We start from the raw sequence: 14,890 nt of genomic DNA on the forward strand, positions 1-14,890 counted from the left end.
CGCATCCATGCTGTACCCAATGACGGACATCCAGATTGCTACCATAAGGAGAACCTTGTAAGGGGGAAAAGGGAAATGAAAAAAGCAGCGTATTTGCGAGCAGCATCTGTCTTACTTTTTTCAGTGGCATTACTTTTTGGATGTTCCAGTTCAGGAGGGGGAGGGACTCCGGCAGCATCGTCGCCCGACTCAGGGGCGAGTACGGGAGCACCGCAGAAAGATCAGATGGTGATCGCCGTAAACGAAAACTTCATCACGATGGACCCGCAAAACACCGGAGACGCTTTGTCCAGCGGTGTGCAGTCGGCCATGTTTGAAGGACTCCTGATTTACGACAAAGACTTGAAGCTTATACCGGGTTTGTCGACTGAATATTCCGTGAACGAAGATTCCACCGAGTATACGTTCAAGCTTCGTCAAAACGTCAAGTTCCATGACGGCACGCCGTTCAATGCGCAAGCTGTCAAAATCAACTTTGACCGCATGAGCAACCAAGACAACAACCTGCGGGCTTACCGCAACTACAAATACATCAAGAGCACAGAAGTGGTGGACGACTACACGGTAAAAGTGACGCTGAACCAGCCATTTTCCGCGATGATCAACAAGTTCACGACAGGGATCATCAGCCCGGCAGCGTTGGAGAAGTACGGCAAGGAAATTTCCAAAAATCCGGTCGGGACCGGCCCTTACAAATTCGTGGAATGGGTGCAGGGCGACCATCTGACAGTCGAGCTGAACCAGGATCACTGGAACAAAGGGGCAGCCAAAGTAGGAAAAATCGTCTACAAGCCCGTACCGGAAAACGGCTCGCGCGTAGCGATGCTGAAAACGGGCGAAGCAGACGTCATCTATCCGTTGCCTGAACAGCAAGCGGAGACGCTGGGCGGAGCAGAGGGCGTCAAGGTAGAGCGCACGCCTTCCACGATCACCCGTTACGTTTCGATCAACATGCTGAAAAAGCCGTTCGATGATTTGCGTGTGCGTCAAGCCATCAACTACGCCGTCGACAAGGACGCGTTCATCAAAGTCGTCAAAGCCGGATACGGCACGCAGCTCGAATCGATCATGTCGCCGACGATTGCACATTACGCCAAGCAGGGTGTTTATGAGTACAACATCGAAAAGGCGAAGCAACTGCTCAAGGAAGCAGGCTACGAAAATGGCTTCACCACGGAAATCTGGGGCAACACGAACTCCGATACGATGAAAGGCATGCAATTCATTCAGCAACAGCTGCAAAAAATCGGCGTAACCGTCGAGGTGAAGTCGATGGAGGAAGCGACGCTCTCGGATGAAATCTACGGCATCAAGTCTCCGGAAGAAGCGAAGATGAATATGTGGTACGTAAGCTGGTCTTCCGCTGATCCGGACAACGCGATGCGCTCTCTGTTCAGCAGCGAAAACTTCCCGCCAGCAGGAGCGAACACCGCTTTTTACAAGAGTGACATCGTAGACAAGAGCATCAAGGAAGCGACCCAATCGTCTGACCAGAACAAGCAAAAAGAGCTGTACGGAGCCGTTCAGGAAAATGTATTCAAAGATGCGCCATGGATCTTCCTGGCTGTCGACGAGATTTTGTACGGCAAACGCGCCAACGTAAACGGCGTCTACATTACGCCAAGCGGCGGCATCTATGTGAGGGAAGCGGCATTCCAATAAGGTTTTTCTGGCAGCGTTGGGTCGCTGCTCACAGCCCAACGCTGCTTTCCTATTACGTCCTGGTTGCAAGAAAAGTCTTGGGGAGAAGGAATGCCATGACGCTGCATGTCGCGTGGCTTTCCCATCCATTAGGAGGAACCGCTCAATGTTCCGTTACATCGTAAAAAGGCTCATCGAGATCATCCCGATCATTTTCGTCGTGTCTCTCTTGATTTTCTTCTTCATCCATCTCGTTCCGGGCGACCCTGTGCGTCTGGCGGCTGGAAAAGACGCTACGCTGGAGGAGATCACCCGCGTCCGTCAGGAGCTTGGGCTGGACAAGCCGCTCCTTTCCCAGTACGCCACCTATATGCAGAACTTGCTCACGGGCAATCTGGGCCACTCCTTGAAAACAGGTCTGCCGATCAGCGACATGTTCGCCAACCGTTTTTCCATCACGATGAATTTGACATTTATGAGCCTAGGCTGGGCGCTCGTTCTGGGGCTGCTCATCGGAACCGTCTCCGCAGTCTTTCGCAACAAATGGCCGGACTACGTCGGAATGCTGACCGCGATTTCCGGCATTTCCTTGCCCGGCTTCTGGCTGGGGCTCATTCTCATACAAATTTTTTCCGTCACGCTCGGCTGGTTTCCGACAGGGGGAGTGGATGGCTGGAAAAGCTACGTTCTCCCTTCGCTGACGCTGGGGGCGGGAATCATGTCGATGCTGGCCCGGTTTACCCGCTCGTCTCTCCTTGAAACATTGAAAGAAGATTTTATCCGTACAGGTCGGGCGAAAGGCTTGAAGGAGTCGGTCGTCGTTCGCAAGCATGCGCTGAAAAACTCGATGATTCCCGTCGTGACGATTGCTGGCTTGCAATTCGGATTTTTGTTGGGCGGTTCGGTCGTGGTCGAGACGGTGTTCAGCATTCCGGGCATGGGGCGGCTACTGGTCGATTCCATCGCTTTTCGCGACTATCCGGTTGTGCAGGCTGTCATCTTGCTGTTCTCGCTGGAGTTTATCCTCGTGAACTTGCTGGTAGACATCCTGTACAAGGCGCTCAATCCGAAAATCCGTTATGAAAGCTAAGCGAAGGGAGCGAAGGAAATGGAGGTAGTAAATGAAGTCGGCCAGACGACTGTTGTCACGCTGGACAAGCAAAGCTCCAGGGCGCGCGAGTTTTGGAAAAAGTGGAAAAAGCAAAAGACGGCGTTCTGGGCCGGATTTTTTATCCTGTTTTTAGTGCTGGTCGCGATTTTCGGACCAGTGATCGCTCCTTACGATCCGTACGAGCCAAACTACGATGCAACGCTCCAGACGCCTTCCCTGGCGCACTGGGCGGGAACGGATGAGTACGGGCGCGATATTTTGAGCCGGATTATTGTCGGGGCGGGCCTTTCGCTCGGCGTCAGCTTTACCTCTGTGTTTGTCGGGGCTGTCATCGGGACGATTTTGGGCTTGTGCAGCGGCTACTATGGCGGCTGGATCGATCGGCTGATCATGCGCGGCAGCGATGTCATGTTCGCTTTTCCTGACTTGCTCCTGGCTATTGCCATCGTCGCGATTCTCGGCCCCGGTTTGACAAACGTCGTGGTGGCCGTGGCTGTGTTCAGCATACCGTCTTTTGCCCGGCTGATCCGCGGCAATACGCTGGCAGCCAAAGAAGCCGTCTTTGTGGAAGCGGCGCGCTCCATGGGGGCCAAAAGCAGCCGGATCATTTTCCGCCACATTTTTCCGGAGACGGTATCCAGCATGATCGTCTTCTTTTCGCTCAGGATCGGCACGTCTATCCTGGCTGCTTCCAGTCTCAGTTTTCTCGGTCTGGGCGCAAAGCCGGAAAGTCCCGACTGGGGAGCGATGCTCAGCATGGGCCGCGATTACCTCGCGACTTCTCCCCACGTGGTGATGATTCCCGGTCTGGCGATTTTCCTGTCTGTACTGGCGTTCAACCTGGTAGGGGATGGCCTGCGCGACATTCTGGACCCGAAAACGAAGAACTAAACGAGGGAGTTGGGGCAGATGAGTGAAAACATCATCGAGGTTAAGCATCTGCAAACACAGTTCACGAGGGATGACCGCAAGACGGTCGTACTCGACAACGTCAGCTTTCATATAAAAAAGGGCGAAGTGCTCGGTCTGGTCGGAGAATCGGGCTGCGGCAAAAGTGTGACTTCGCTTTCGATCATGCGTTTGTTCAAGGATACGACGGGCGAAATCACCCAAGGCGAGATTGTTTATAACGGCACCAACCTGTTGTCCATGTCAGAGAACGACATGCGGCAAATTCGCGGAAAAGAAATCTCGATGATTTTTCAGGAGCCGATGACTTCGCTCAATCCGGTGATGAAAATCGGCGAGCAGCTGGCAGAAGCGATCCGGCTGCACCTCGGCTATTCGGATAAGCTGGCGCGGGAGCACGCGGTCAGCATGTTGACCAAAGTAGGGATTCCCCGCCCCCAAGAAATTTTGGCAGAGTATCCGCACCAGTTGTCAGGGGGGATGCGGCAGCGCATCATGATCGCGATGGCGATGTCCTGCCGCCCCAACCTGCTGATTGCCGACGAGCCGACGACGGCGCTCGACGTGACGATCCAGGCGCAAATTTTGGACGTCATGAAGCAGCTCCAGGCAGATGAGCATATGTCGATGCTGCTGATCACACACGATCTGGGCGTGGTGGCGGAGATGTGCAATCGCGTCGTCGTCATGTACGCCGGGCGGGTGGTGGAGGAAGCGTCCGTTTACGACCTTTTTGACGAGCCAAAGCATCCATACACAAAAGGGTTGATTGGCTCTGTGCCGAAAATCGGGCAAAAGCGCGACAGGCTGGATTCCGTTCCAGGCAACGTACCGACGCCGAACAACATGCCCAAAGGCTGCAAATTTGCCCCGCGCTGCAAGGAGGCCATGTCGATCTGCTGGGAGCAGGAGCCTGCGATTGCCGGCGTGGGCGAGAACCGCTTTTGCCGTTGCTGGCTCTACGACGAGGAAGGGAGGGGGGCGAATGCGTAAGCCACTGGTTGTGGTAGACGGGATCAAAAAGACGTTTCCGATTGACAGCGGCCTGTTCTCCAGCAAGAAAAGCGTGAAGGCGGTCAACCGCGTTTCTTTTGAAATCAAGGAGGGCGAGACGTTCAGTCTCGTCGGCGAAAGCGGCTGCGGCAAGTCGACGACAGGGCGGCTGGTTACGCGACTGTTGACCCCGGATGAGGGCAAAATTTGGATCAACGGCGAAGAGATTTCGCAGATGAACGAGACGAAGCTGCGCGAGGTGCGCAAGCAAGTGCAAATGGTGTTTCAAGACCCGTACGCGTCACTGAACCCACGGATGAAAATCCGCGATGTCGTGGCGGAGCCGCTGATCATTCATTCGAAGCTGTCTGTCAAGGAACGGGAGCGGACTGTCGCCGAGATGCTGGAAGTCGTCGGTTTGAACAGCTACCACGCGGAAAAGTTCGCCCATGAGTTCAGCGGGGGACAGCGCCAGCGCATCGGGATTGCCCGCGCCCTCATCTTGAAACCGAAGCTGATCGTGGCGGATGAGCCTGTATCCGCGCTGGACGTGTCCATTCAGTCGCAAATCCTCAATCTGCTGAAAGATTTGCAGGAAGAGTTCCAACTGACGTATTTGTTCATTTCGCACGACCTGAGTGTCGTGGAGCATATTAGCGACAAAATCGGCGTGATGTATTTGGGCAGCCTCGTGGAGTCCGCGCCCAAAGAAACGCTTTTTGCCAACCCGCAGCACCCGTACACGAAAGCGTTGCTGTCTTCCGTGCCGATCCCCGATCCGCGTGCCAAGCGGGAGCGCATCATTTTGCAAGGGGATGTGCCAAGCCCGGTCAATCCGCCGTCCGGCTGTCTGTTTCATACGCGCTGTCCATACGCGATGGAGATTTGCCGGACAACTCCGCCAGATTTGCGAAAGGCGGCCGAAGACGATCATCTGGTCGCGTGCCATCTGTGAGCGGCATGCGCGGCAGGGGAGATAGCGATGAATAAAAGGGATGGAGTCAAGCGAAGGACGGGCGACTTGAAGCTGATCCAGGAGTTGAATCGATCGATTATTTTGGACACCATCCGTCAATACGGCCCCATTTCCCGAAGTGAAATCGCGAAGCGGAACAAGCTAAGCCCGACAACGGTCACTTCGGCTGTCAGCGACCTGATCCGCGACGCTTTGGTGAGCGAGGTTGGAGTCGGTGAATCGAACGGGGGAAGAAAGCCGATTTTGGTTCAGTTTTCACCGGACAGCCGCTTTTTGATCGGAATCTCGATTTCCGGCTCCAGGCTGACGATTGCCCAGATGAATTTGGAGGCGCGGATCAGGAAAAAGGAAGCTTATCCGATCAAGCTGAATCAAGGCGACAGCGTGCTGGCATTTTTAATGGACGTCATAGAGCGGTTTTTGTCCCGGGCAGGCAGCCTGGACAACTGCATGGGCATCTCGATTGTGACGCAAGGAATCGTGGACTCGGCAAAGGGCGTGATTCGCTACAATCCAAAGCTGCGATTGCGGGACGCTCCTGTGAAGGAAATGGTTGAGCAGCGGTTCGGGGTAGACACGTGGGTGGACAATGATACGAATGCTTATTTGCTCGCGGAAAAGACTCTCGGACATTTCCGGCATTATCAAAACATGCTGTACGTGACGATTGGCGACGGGCTGGGCGCGAGCTTGTTGATGGACGGAGCGATTTATCGCGGCTACAAGGGCGGTGCCGGAGAGTTTGGGCATACGACGATTGATCGGGCAGGCATGCGCTGCGATTGCGGCAACATCGGCTGCCTGGAAAATTACGTCAGCTGGCCCGCGATCTACTCGAAGCTGCTTTCCGCTCTCGCCAAAGGGAAAGCGAGCAGCATCATGGCGCTGGCTCACGATGATCTCAACGAAATCAACGCGAAAATGTTCCGGCAAGCATTGGCTGAAAAAGACGCGCTCGCTGTCAGCATCCTGGAGGAAACGGCATCTTATTTGGCTGCTGGCATGGTGAACCTGATTCATTTGTTCAACCCGGAGGTCATTATTTTGGGCGGCGAGATCGCTTTTGAAAACGGGCTGTTGATCGAAAAGGTGCGCGAATACGTGTGTGAGTACGCCCACGGCATATTGACGGAAGAGTTGGAAATCCGGCCAAATTCGCTTGGAGAGGATGTCGAGGTCGTAGGGGCAGCCGCCATTTTGTTGCAGGATGTGTTCCAATTTTCGCTTTAGCGGATCAGGGGAAAAGGAGGTCTGGCGTCATGGTGAAGGTAGCAGTGGCCGGTGCCGATGACTCTGCGAAAGAGCGGCAGGCAAGCTGGTCGCAAATTTACGGAGTAGAGGTGGCTGGCCATGCGCAAAGCTTGCAGGAGCTGCGTTGTTTATTGGCGGAGGAAAAAGTGGAGCTTGTGGAATTTGCCGGAACAGTGGAAGGAACATGGGTCACGCATGCCGCTCAGTCAGGCGTAAACATACTCCTGGACGAGCACGCCGGGATGTCCGATCAGCAGCTTGTGGCGGCAGCAGACTTGTGCGAGCAAAATGGCTGCGTGATGTACTTGACGGACTCCTTGCGTTTTTCGCCGGAGTACGCGCAGGCGCGTGAACAGGTTGTAAGCGGGGCAATTGGCAAGCCAGGCGTATTGCGGCTGCGGCGAGGAACCCATGCAAGCGCGGATGGTTGCATCTTTTCCAGTCTGGGCATGCGCGAGTTTGACTGGCTGCGCTGGACGTTCGGCGAGGTGGAGCGCGTGCAGGCAAACAAGGTGGCGCGCGAGGTGGCAACAGGGCAGCTGCTCCAGTATGCGCTAATCATCCTGAGGATGCGTGATGGTGCGATCGCACAGGTGGAGCTGTCTCAGGCTGAGTCGTCCGAGCACACGTTTTTCGAGCTGACGGGTGACGCAGGGATGCTGCTGCACGACAGCCGCGACAGTTTGCCGATCCGCTGGAGCAGGGGTGGCGCGGACGGACAGGCGGTTGCAGGTCAGACGGAACAAGGAAGTCACGCCGGGATTGATCCTTTACAGAAGCAGCGGGAGCAGCTCGTCCGACACCTTTTAGGCGAAGCGGCTGCTGGCATGACCGTACGCGATTGGTTGCTGGCAAAAGAAATCGCTCAGGCAGCCAGCGAGTCAGCGAAGGCCGGAAAGCCTGTCAGTCTGGCAAAAGGAGAGGTTGCCCAATGAAGGTAGGAATATTGAGCTTTGCTCATATGCACGCGCAAAGCTATGCCGCACACCTGCGAAATCATCCAGATGCGGAGCTGCATGCGATTTGGGACGACGATCCCGTTCGCGGTGAAGCGATGGCCGCTGCTTATGGAGCAAAATATTACCGCGATCTGGCCGCGTTTTTGCAGTCTCCGATCGAAGCAGTCGTAGTCTGCTCGGAAAACGCGAGACACAAAGCGCACGTGCTCGCCTGCGCCAAAGCTAAAAAGCATGTGTTATGCGAGAAGCCAATCGCAACGACCGTCCCGGATGCCGAGGAAATGATTCGGGTGTGCGCAGCGGAAGCGGTGATCCTGCAAGTGGCGTATCCGGTTCGCTTTGCGCCCGCGATCGAGCGTGTAAAAGAGCTGGTGCAATCGGGAGCGCTCGGGGAAATTCTCGCTATCAACAGCACGAATCACGGGCAGATGCCGGGCGGCTGGTTTGTGGAAGAAGAGCAGTCAGGCGGCGGGGCGGCAACCGACCATATCGTCCACCTGATGGATCTCGTACGCTGGATGCTTGCGGATGAGGTGAAAAGCGTCTACGCCGAGCTGGATACGCGGTTCCATCAGTTGGCGGTAGAAGACTGCGGCATGGTTTCACTGGTATTGGAATCCGGCGTGATCGTCGGGATCGATCCAAGCTGGTCGCGTCCCAAAACATTCCCCACGTGGGGCGATGTGACGATGCGGATCGTGGGCACGCAAGGAACGGTCGAAGTAGACGTCTTCCGTCAGCACTTGCTCCACTACAACGACCAGGCAGGAAAGCTGAATCAGCTTCCGTGGGCTGTGGATATGGACGCGCGGCTGATTGCCGATTTTGTACAAGCGGTCAAGGAAAAACGGACGCCATCCATTTCAGGGCTGGATGGGCTGCGGACTTTGGAAGTGGTCAAAGCCGCTTACGAATCCAACCGATTGCAGCAAACCGTTTTCATCGACCGAGCATTGCTTGCCTAGCTTACTTTTCAAAAATGAGAGCACATACCAAAAATGATGAGGTGGAGAACAAATGAAAATCGGATTGAGCACGTACAGTTTGTTGACTGCGATTCGCGCTGGGGAAATGGATGTGCTGGATGTTGTGCAATGGATTGCCGACAACGGAGGCGAGCATATGGAGATCGTGCCGTACGGATTTACGCTGGTGGACAATTACGAGCTGGCGGATGCCGTACGAGACAAGGCGAAAGCACTGGGGATCGAGCTGTCCAACTATTCGATGCCAGCCAACTTCATTCACGACAGCCAGGAAGCGTTTGAAGCAGAGGTCGCGCGTTTGAAAACGCACGTAGATTTGCTGGATCGCATGGGGATTCGCCACATGCGCCACGATGTCTCCACGTTTACCGTACCTGTTGAGCAGACGACGATTGCCTATTTTGAAAGCCATCTGGACGCGATGGTTGAAGGCAGCCGGCAAATCGCTGATTATGCGGCGCAATTCGGAATTACGACGACGATTGAAAATCACGGGTGGCTCGTACAGGCAAGCGATCGCGTACAACGCGTCGTGCAGGCGGTCAACCGTCCGAATTTCAAGACGACACTTGATGTCGGCAACTTCATGTGCGTCGACGAAGCTTCATTGGTGGGCGTGAAGAAAAATCTTCCGTATGCGTCACTGGTGCATTTCAAAGACTTTTACTTCCGTCCGTACTACCAGGACCCGGGGGCAGGCAAGTGGTTCAAGACGGTCAACGGCAATTTCTTGCGCGGTGCCATCGTCGGTCAAGGGGATATCAATATTCGCGAGGTGGTCAAGCTGGTGAAGCAGTCTGGCTACGACGGTTACATCACAGTGGAGTTCGAGGGCATGGAGGATTGTCGCGAAGGCTCGCGGATTGGCATGGACAATCTGCGGCGGTTCTGGGAAGAAGCGTGATCAGCAGAGGAAAAAGAAGGGCCTCTCCCGCAAGTTGAGGAGAGGCTTTTTGCATTAAACCAATGCTCTTCCTTCTGCTTTCGGGTTTGGACCGTAATTGTTGTCGGATTCACTGTCTTGGCAGAAGAATACGAGCAAAATAATGGCTCCGATAAGCGGAATCAACCCGAGAAGGAGCCACCAGCCACTTTTGCCAACATCGTGCAGGCGACGAACGCTTACTCCCAAACTAGGGAGCAAAACAGCCAGTGAGTACAGCGAAGACAAAGATTGCGGCAAGCCGACGAGGTATTCGATGAGCATGAGTACCAAAGAAATGATTACACTGAACAAGGTAAACATCCAATACTCTGTGCGTCTTGCGCGCCCACTGAAGCCTACATAATTCTTTAAAACTTTAAGATACCAATCCATGGCCTTTTTCTCCATTTCTTTGAAAATTTTTACACACATCATTATTTTAGCATCATTTTCCAGGCGAAAGATAGGGAGTTAGTCAAAATTTTTCCAATTGGTTCGATGGTATCAGGTGAGGTTAGGCAGAAAGTAACGTTCCTTATTTATGAACAGCATATCGTGCTGCATCCGATGATTTTTATGGGAAGGAATGGGCAAGCTGAAAAAAGGAAATCATGGCGGAAATTCGCTCATCGCAGGGGAGGACACGACACTTGGAACAAACGAACGATCAGCATATTACGCTGCACGGCTTCAACAATTTGACGAAATCGCTCAGCTTCAACATGTACGACATCTGCTATACGAAAACGAAGGCCGAGCGGGAAGCGTATATCGAGTACATAGATGAACAGTACAATGCCGAGCGACTGACCAGCATCTTGAAAAATGTTTCGGAAATCATTGGCGCGCACGTCTTGAATGTGGCGCAGCAAGATTATGTGCCGCAAGGGGCGAGCGTGACGTTTTTGGTTTCCGAAGGCCCTGTGGTGGAGGTGCCGACGGAATCGTACGAGGAATCGCCAGGCCCGTTGCCTGAGAACGTTGTGTTGCAGCTGGATAAAAGCCATATCACCGTCCATACTTATCCGGAATACCATCCAGATGAAGAAATCAGCACATTTCGCGCAGACATCGACGTCTCCACCTGTGGCGAGATTTCACCATTGAAGGCGCTCAATTACTTGATTCGTTCTTTTGATACGGATTTGATGACGATCGATTATCGGGTGCGCGGCTTTACTCGGGACATTCACGGCTACAAGCTGTTCATCGATCACGACATCAGCTCGATTCAAAATTATATTCCCGAGGAAATCAAAGAACTGTTCCACATGATCGATGTCAACGTTTATCAGGACAATATTTTCCATACAAAATGCAAACGCAGGCAGTTCGATCTCAACAACTACTTGTTCGGCTATACGAAAGACAAGCTGACGCCAGCAGAACAGCTGGAAATAACCGAGCGGCTGCAATTGGAGATGGACGAGATTTACTACGGAAAAAATATTATTCGCCACTAAGGCTGTATTTTTTAGCAAGTCTTTTGCAGGAAGCCCTCGCTGAGCAGTGAGGGCTTTTTTCTTGCATTGACGGTGATAATCATTATCAAACATAATGGGAGCATAAGAGCTAAAGGACGGTGGCAGCCAGCTATGCAGAGCAAGCGAAGCAACGGGAACAGCAGGGGCGAGTCATTTCAAGGCTTGTGGATGAAGCTGCGGCATTGTGAAGAGATCAGAATCAAACAGGATGTCCCTCACGCGGGTCAAGAACTGGACAACAAGCACCGACTGATCGTCGTCCTGGAAGGCAAAGGCTCGATGGAGACAGACGACGAATGTCAGCCCGTCAAGGAAGGAGACGTGTGGGTGCTTCTCCCGGGGCAGCGGTGTTCTTTCTATATAGAATCTTTCCGGCAGTTAAGCCTGCATGTGTTCGCTTTTGATGCGTATCGCGAGCAGGAGGGCGAAGACGATGAGACGATCACGCTGCGGCGTGCGATCTGGCCGTTGGCTGGTCGCATGGCATGCACAGCTCCGTCATCCATGTTCACCCGCTGTCGTGCGATGGAGGATGCGTGGCAGCAGGCGGACGAGCGGAGTCGCTTTCGGGCGCAGGCGTGGTTTCAGGAGCTTATGTACGAGCTGGCAGTCCGTGCAGACAGCGCACCCGTAGAGGATTCGCTGGAGACATTGGAGCAGACGCGGCTGTATTTGGACAACCACTACCAGGAAAGCTGGACGATTGGGAAATTGGCCGCCATGGCTGGTTTAAGCCCTTACTATTACATGCATCTTTTTAAAAAGACTTACGGAAAAAGCGCGATGGATTACGTGAACCAGTTGCGGATCAACAAGGCAAAGCAGTTGATGGGCGAAGGCAGGGAGCGGGTACGGGAAATCGCCAAACAGGTCGGCTTCAGCGACGAGTATTATTTCAGCCGGAAATTCAAGCAGCAGCAAGGAGTGGCGCCCACTGTCTACATGAAAAGCAGGCGGCACAGAGTCGCGACGTACCATACGGCGATTACCGGACAGCTTTTGGCTTTGCAGACGATTCCCGGCGCCGCGCCGCTTGATCCCAAGTGGTCCGCGTACTATCGGCAAAAGTACGCCATCGATATCCCCGTTCATTTGCGCGATCCGTTTGTGGCAGAAAACTGGGCGGTTAATCGCGAGGCGATTCGCCATTTCAGCCCTGACCTGATCATTACGAGCGACTATCTCGATCAGACTGTGAAGCAAGAGCTGGGACATATGGCGAATGCCCTGTTTATTCCGTGGAAGGAAAAAGACTGGCGCGTGCACTTGCAAATGATCGGCGAGTATCTCGGCAGGGACAAGGAGGCCGAGCAGTGGCTTTTGGCTTACGACAAAAAATCGGCAGCCGCACGGGAGACGCTCCGGCGGGCGATTGGCGACGACTCCCTGCTTATGCTCTACGTGAACCAGTCTACGCTGTATGCATGCGGCAGCCAGCGCACCGGGTCGGTACTGTACAGCGATTTGCAGCTTCGGCCTGTTGCCCAAGTGGAGTCGCTTTTTGCCTACGAGCAAATCACCTTGGATGAATTATGTCACTATCATGCCGACCGCTTGATCGTGATCGTGAAAAAGGATCAGCCATCGCGGGATTTTTGGAGCGAGCTGCAAAAAACAGAGCAATGGTTTTCCTTGAAAGCCGTGCAAAACAGGCACGTATACGAGGTGACGCCTGATCCGTGGCTGGAATATTCCGCGATCGGCCATGAACGGATCATGGAGGAGAGCTTGCGGCTGTTCGCGCAGTATCATCCAAATTAGATGGCAGGATTGTCTATGGTCGGGCGTGGAGCAAACCGTTTATAATCCTCCTAGTGAAAATCATTATCAACGATGAATTGCAGGGAGGATACAAATGAAACGGGCACTTATGCATACATTTATGCTCATCTTGCTCGCCACGACAGTTGTCGGATGCGGCCAGGCAGCAGCGCCAAAAGAGGAGCCTGCGCAAGCGGAAGCGAGCCAGACCAGAAAAGTCCAGGATGCAAAAGGGGAAGTGGAGATTCCGGCTCATCCCAAACGGATTGCGGATATTTCCGGCGCTTCCGAGGAATTGCTGATTTTGGGGCATACGCCTGTCGCTACTGCCAACACGGATTCATACGACCATGAGAAGCCGTCGCTCTATGTGCGGGACAAGCTGAAAGATTCCAAGATCGTCGGTTTTTACATGATGGACACGATCAATATCGAGGCAGTGATGTCGGCTGAGCCTGATTTGATCATCATGAATGCCAGACAGGAAAAAATTTACGAGCAGTTGAAAAAAATCGCGCCTGTCGTCGTGCTGAAAAACAGCCTGGAGCAGTGGCGGGAGCGGTTTACAGAGGTCGGCACGATTCTCGGACAAGAACAGGACGTCCAAAAATGGCTGGCTGACTACGATGCCAAAGCGAAAAAAATCGGCGAGCAAATCAAGGCGAAATCAGGTAATGAGTCGTTCTCCATCTTCCTGGCGCACAAAAAAGGGCCGTATTTGTTGGGGAGCGAAGGGGCAGGCTCGGTGCTTTACGATGATCTGGGACTGCCGAAGCCAGCGACGTCGCCTGACACGAAGGAAAAGACGATGGTGCTCCTGACGCTGGAAGGCATCACGACGATCAACCCGGACCGCATCGTGCTCCTGCACCCGGAAGGCGGCGAGCAAGCTTACAAAGATTCCGCTGTATGGCAAGGGCTGAAAGCATACAAAAACGGGAAAATTTACTACCTGCCAGCAAATCCGTACTACAACCAGGCTTACATGCCGATCGGCAAGGAGCTTCTGCTCGATACGCTTGAGCAGACGTTGAACCAATGAGTGAGCTGGAGTGGAAAACAGCGGGCATTCCCTGGACGAAGCAGTTGACGATGACAGCGACTGGCAGCGGGCAGGCATATCGCATCTATTTGGCAGTGCCGCCAGGAGAGGCGCCAGAAGCAGGGTTTCCGGTCATGTATGTGCTGGATGCCAATTCGGTGATCGGAACGGTAGTGGAGGCGGTTCGTCTGCAAGGCAGAAGCCGGAATGGCCAAGGCAGTCCAGCCGTCGTCGTAGGGCTCGGTTACGACGAGGAGATTCCTTTTGCCACTGCACGGTTTACCGATTACTCCTTGCCTATGCCGATTGACGAGCTTCCGCCTTTTTCCCGAGGGGGAGAGTGGCCGCGGCAGGGCGGAGCGGACGACTTTTTGCGCTTCGTATTGGAAGAGGTTCGGCCCGTGGTGGAGAGCATGGTCGCAATCAATCGCGAGCGCCAGGCCATATTCGGTCATTCGCTGGGAGGATTGTTCGCCCTGCATACTTTGTACACGCGCCCGGATGCATTTTTCGCCTACATAGCCGGAAGTCCATCGATTGATTGGTACAAGCGGCTGATTTTGGCGGAGGAGCAGGAGTTTGTCTCCCGCTTGCAGCGCGGCGGCCAGCCAAAACAATTGTTCATCGGAGTTGGCGAAGAGGAAGAGACTCACCCGACGCGAATCAACGAGCATGCGCGAGGTGTGGCCGAGCGACTGGGAGTGTTTGGCGATTGCGGGCTGAACGTGTCTTTTGAACAGTTTGCCCGGGAAAACCATATCTCTGTTTTGCCTGTACTGATCAGTCGTGCTGTGCGCTGGTTTTTGCAAAGCGTGTAACAAGCATGGGCAATAAGAAAAGATGAGCGTGACA

Annotated in this window: 14 protein-coding genes; 13 read left to right on the forward strand and 1 reads right to left on the reverse strand. The window is 53.9% G+C overall.

Annotation, left to right across the window (positions count from 1 at the left end):
• Positions 1 to 75: 75 nt before the first annotated feature.
• From M2298_RS23700 to M2298_RS23740, 9 genes are all read left to right on the forward strand, one after another.
• Positions 76 to 1,662, forward strand: coding sequence for a glutathione ABC transporter substrate-binding protein (locus M2298_RS23700; protein WP_122966314.1), 1,587 nt, complete (start codon positions 76 to 78; stop codon positions 1,660 to 1,662).
• A gap of 145 nt (positions 1,663 to 1,807) precedes the next feature.
• A complete protein-coding gene (gene nikB, locus M2298_RS23705; RefSeq protein ID WP_122966313.1) occupies positions 1,808 to 2,731 on the forward strand; it encodes a nickel ABC transporter permease in 924 nt (307 codons plus the stop codon).
• A gap of 18 nt (positions 2,732 to 2,749) precedes the next feature.
• Positions 2,750 to 3,643: an ABC transporter permease subunit gene (locus M2298_RS23710; protein ID WP_063230612.1), complete on the forward strand. Its 894-nt coding sequence runs from the start codon at positions 2,750 to 2,752 to the stop codon at positions 3,641 to 3,643.
• Positions 3,644 to 3,661: 18 nt separating this feature from the next.
• On the forward strand, positions 3,662 to 4,654 hold the full coding sequence (locus M2298_RS23715) for an ABC transporter ATP-binding protein (RefSeq protein ID WP_173598687.1): 993 nt from the start codon (positions 3,662 to 3,664) through the stop codon (positions 4,652 to 4,654).
• Complete coding sequence (locus M2298_RS23720) at positions 4,647 to 5,609, forward strand: ABC transporter ATP-binding protein (RefSeq protein ID WP_122966311.1); 963 nt, start codon at positions 4,647 to 4,649, stop codon at positions 5,607 to 5,609. Before M2298_RS23715 ends, M2298_RS23720 begins: the two co-directional genes overlap by 8 nt.
• A 27-nt stretch (positions 5,610 to 5,636) precedes the next feature.
• Positions 5,637 to 6,860: an ROK family transcriptional regulator gene (locus M2298_RS23725; protein WP_280649173.1), complete on the forward strand. Its 1,224-nt coding sequence runs from the start codon at positions 5,637 to 5,639 to the stop codon at positions 6,858 to 6,860.
• A gap of 29 nt (positions 6,861 to 6,889) precedes the next feature.
• Positions 6,890 to 7,816 carry a Gfo/Idh/MocA family protein gene (locus M2298_RS23730; protein ID WP_280649174.1) on the forward strand — a complete coding sequence of 309 codons (927 nt, stop codon included), beginning with the start codon at positions 6,890 to 6,892 and terminating at the stop codon, positions 7,814 to 7,816.
• Positions 7,813 to 8,805 carry a Gfo/Idh/MocA family protein gene (locus M2298_RS23735; protein ID WP_280649175.1) on the forward strand — a complete coding sequence of 331 codons (993 nt, stop codon included), beginning with the start codon at positions 7,813 to 7,815 and terminating at the stop codon, positions 8,803 to 8,805. The genes M2298_RS23730 and M2298_RS23735 overlap by 4 nt, the downstream gene beginning before the upstream one ends.
• A gap of 52 nt (positions 8,806 to 8,857) precedes the next feature.
• Positions 8,858 to 9,730, forward strand: coding sequence for a sugar phosphate isomerase/epimerase family protein (locus M2298_RS23740; RefSeq protein WP_173598683.1), 873 nt, complete (start codon positions 8,858 to 8,860; stop codon positions 9,728 to 9,730).
• A gap of 54 nt (positions 9,731 to 9,784) precedes the next feature.
• Here M2298_RS23740 and M2298_RS23745 read toward each other — a convergent pair whose 3' ends face one another.
• On the reverse strand, positions 9,785 to 10,144 hold the full coding sequence (locus tag M2298_RS23745) for a DUF805 domain-containing protein (protein ID WP_122966369.1): 360 nt from the start codon (positions 10,142 to 10,144) through the stop codon (positions 9,785 to 9,787).
• 218 nt (positions 10,145 to 10,362) lie between these two features.
• Between M2298_RS23745 and speD the strand changes: the two genes are divergently transcribed.
• From speD to M2298_RS23765, 4 genes are all read left to right on the forward strand, one after another.
• Positions 10,363 to 11,214, forward strand: a complete 852-nt coding sequence (speD, locus tag M2298_RS23750) for an adenosylmethionine decarboxylase (protein WP_370641094.1) — start codon at positions 10,363 to 10,365, stop codon at positions 11,212 to 11,214.
• A gap of 132 nt (positions 11,215 to 11,346) precedes the next feature.
• On the forward strand, positions 11,347 to 12,996 hold the full coding sequence (locus M2298_RS23755; protein ID WP_173598682.1) for an AraC family transcriptional regulator: 1,650 nt from the start codon (positions 11,347 to 11,349) through the stop codon (positions 12,994 to 12,996).
• Positions 12,997 to 13,090: 94 nt separating this feature from the next.
• Entirely contained in the window at positions 13,091 to 14,038 is a 948-nt protein-coding gene (locus M2298_RS23760; protein ID WP_173598681.1) for an ABC transporter substrate-binding protein, read from the forward strand.
• Positions 14,035 to 14,856: an alpha/beta hydrolase gene (locus tag M2298_RS23765; RefSeq protein ID WP_122966303.1), complete on the forward strand. Its 822-nt coding sequence runs from the start codon at positions 14,035 to 14,037 to the stop codon at positions 14,854 to 14,856. Before M2298_RS23760 ends, M2298_RS23765 begins: the two co-directional genes overlap by 4 nt.
• Positions 14,857 to 14,890 lie beyond the last annotated feature (34 nt).

The organism is Brevibacillus sp. 1238 (genome assembly GCF_029892995.1).
In the GTDB taxonomy this organism is placed as follows: domain Bacteria; phylum Bacillota; class Bacilli; order Brevibacillales; family Brevibacillaceae; genus Brevibacillus; species Brevibacillus parabrevis.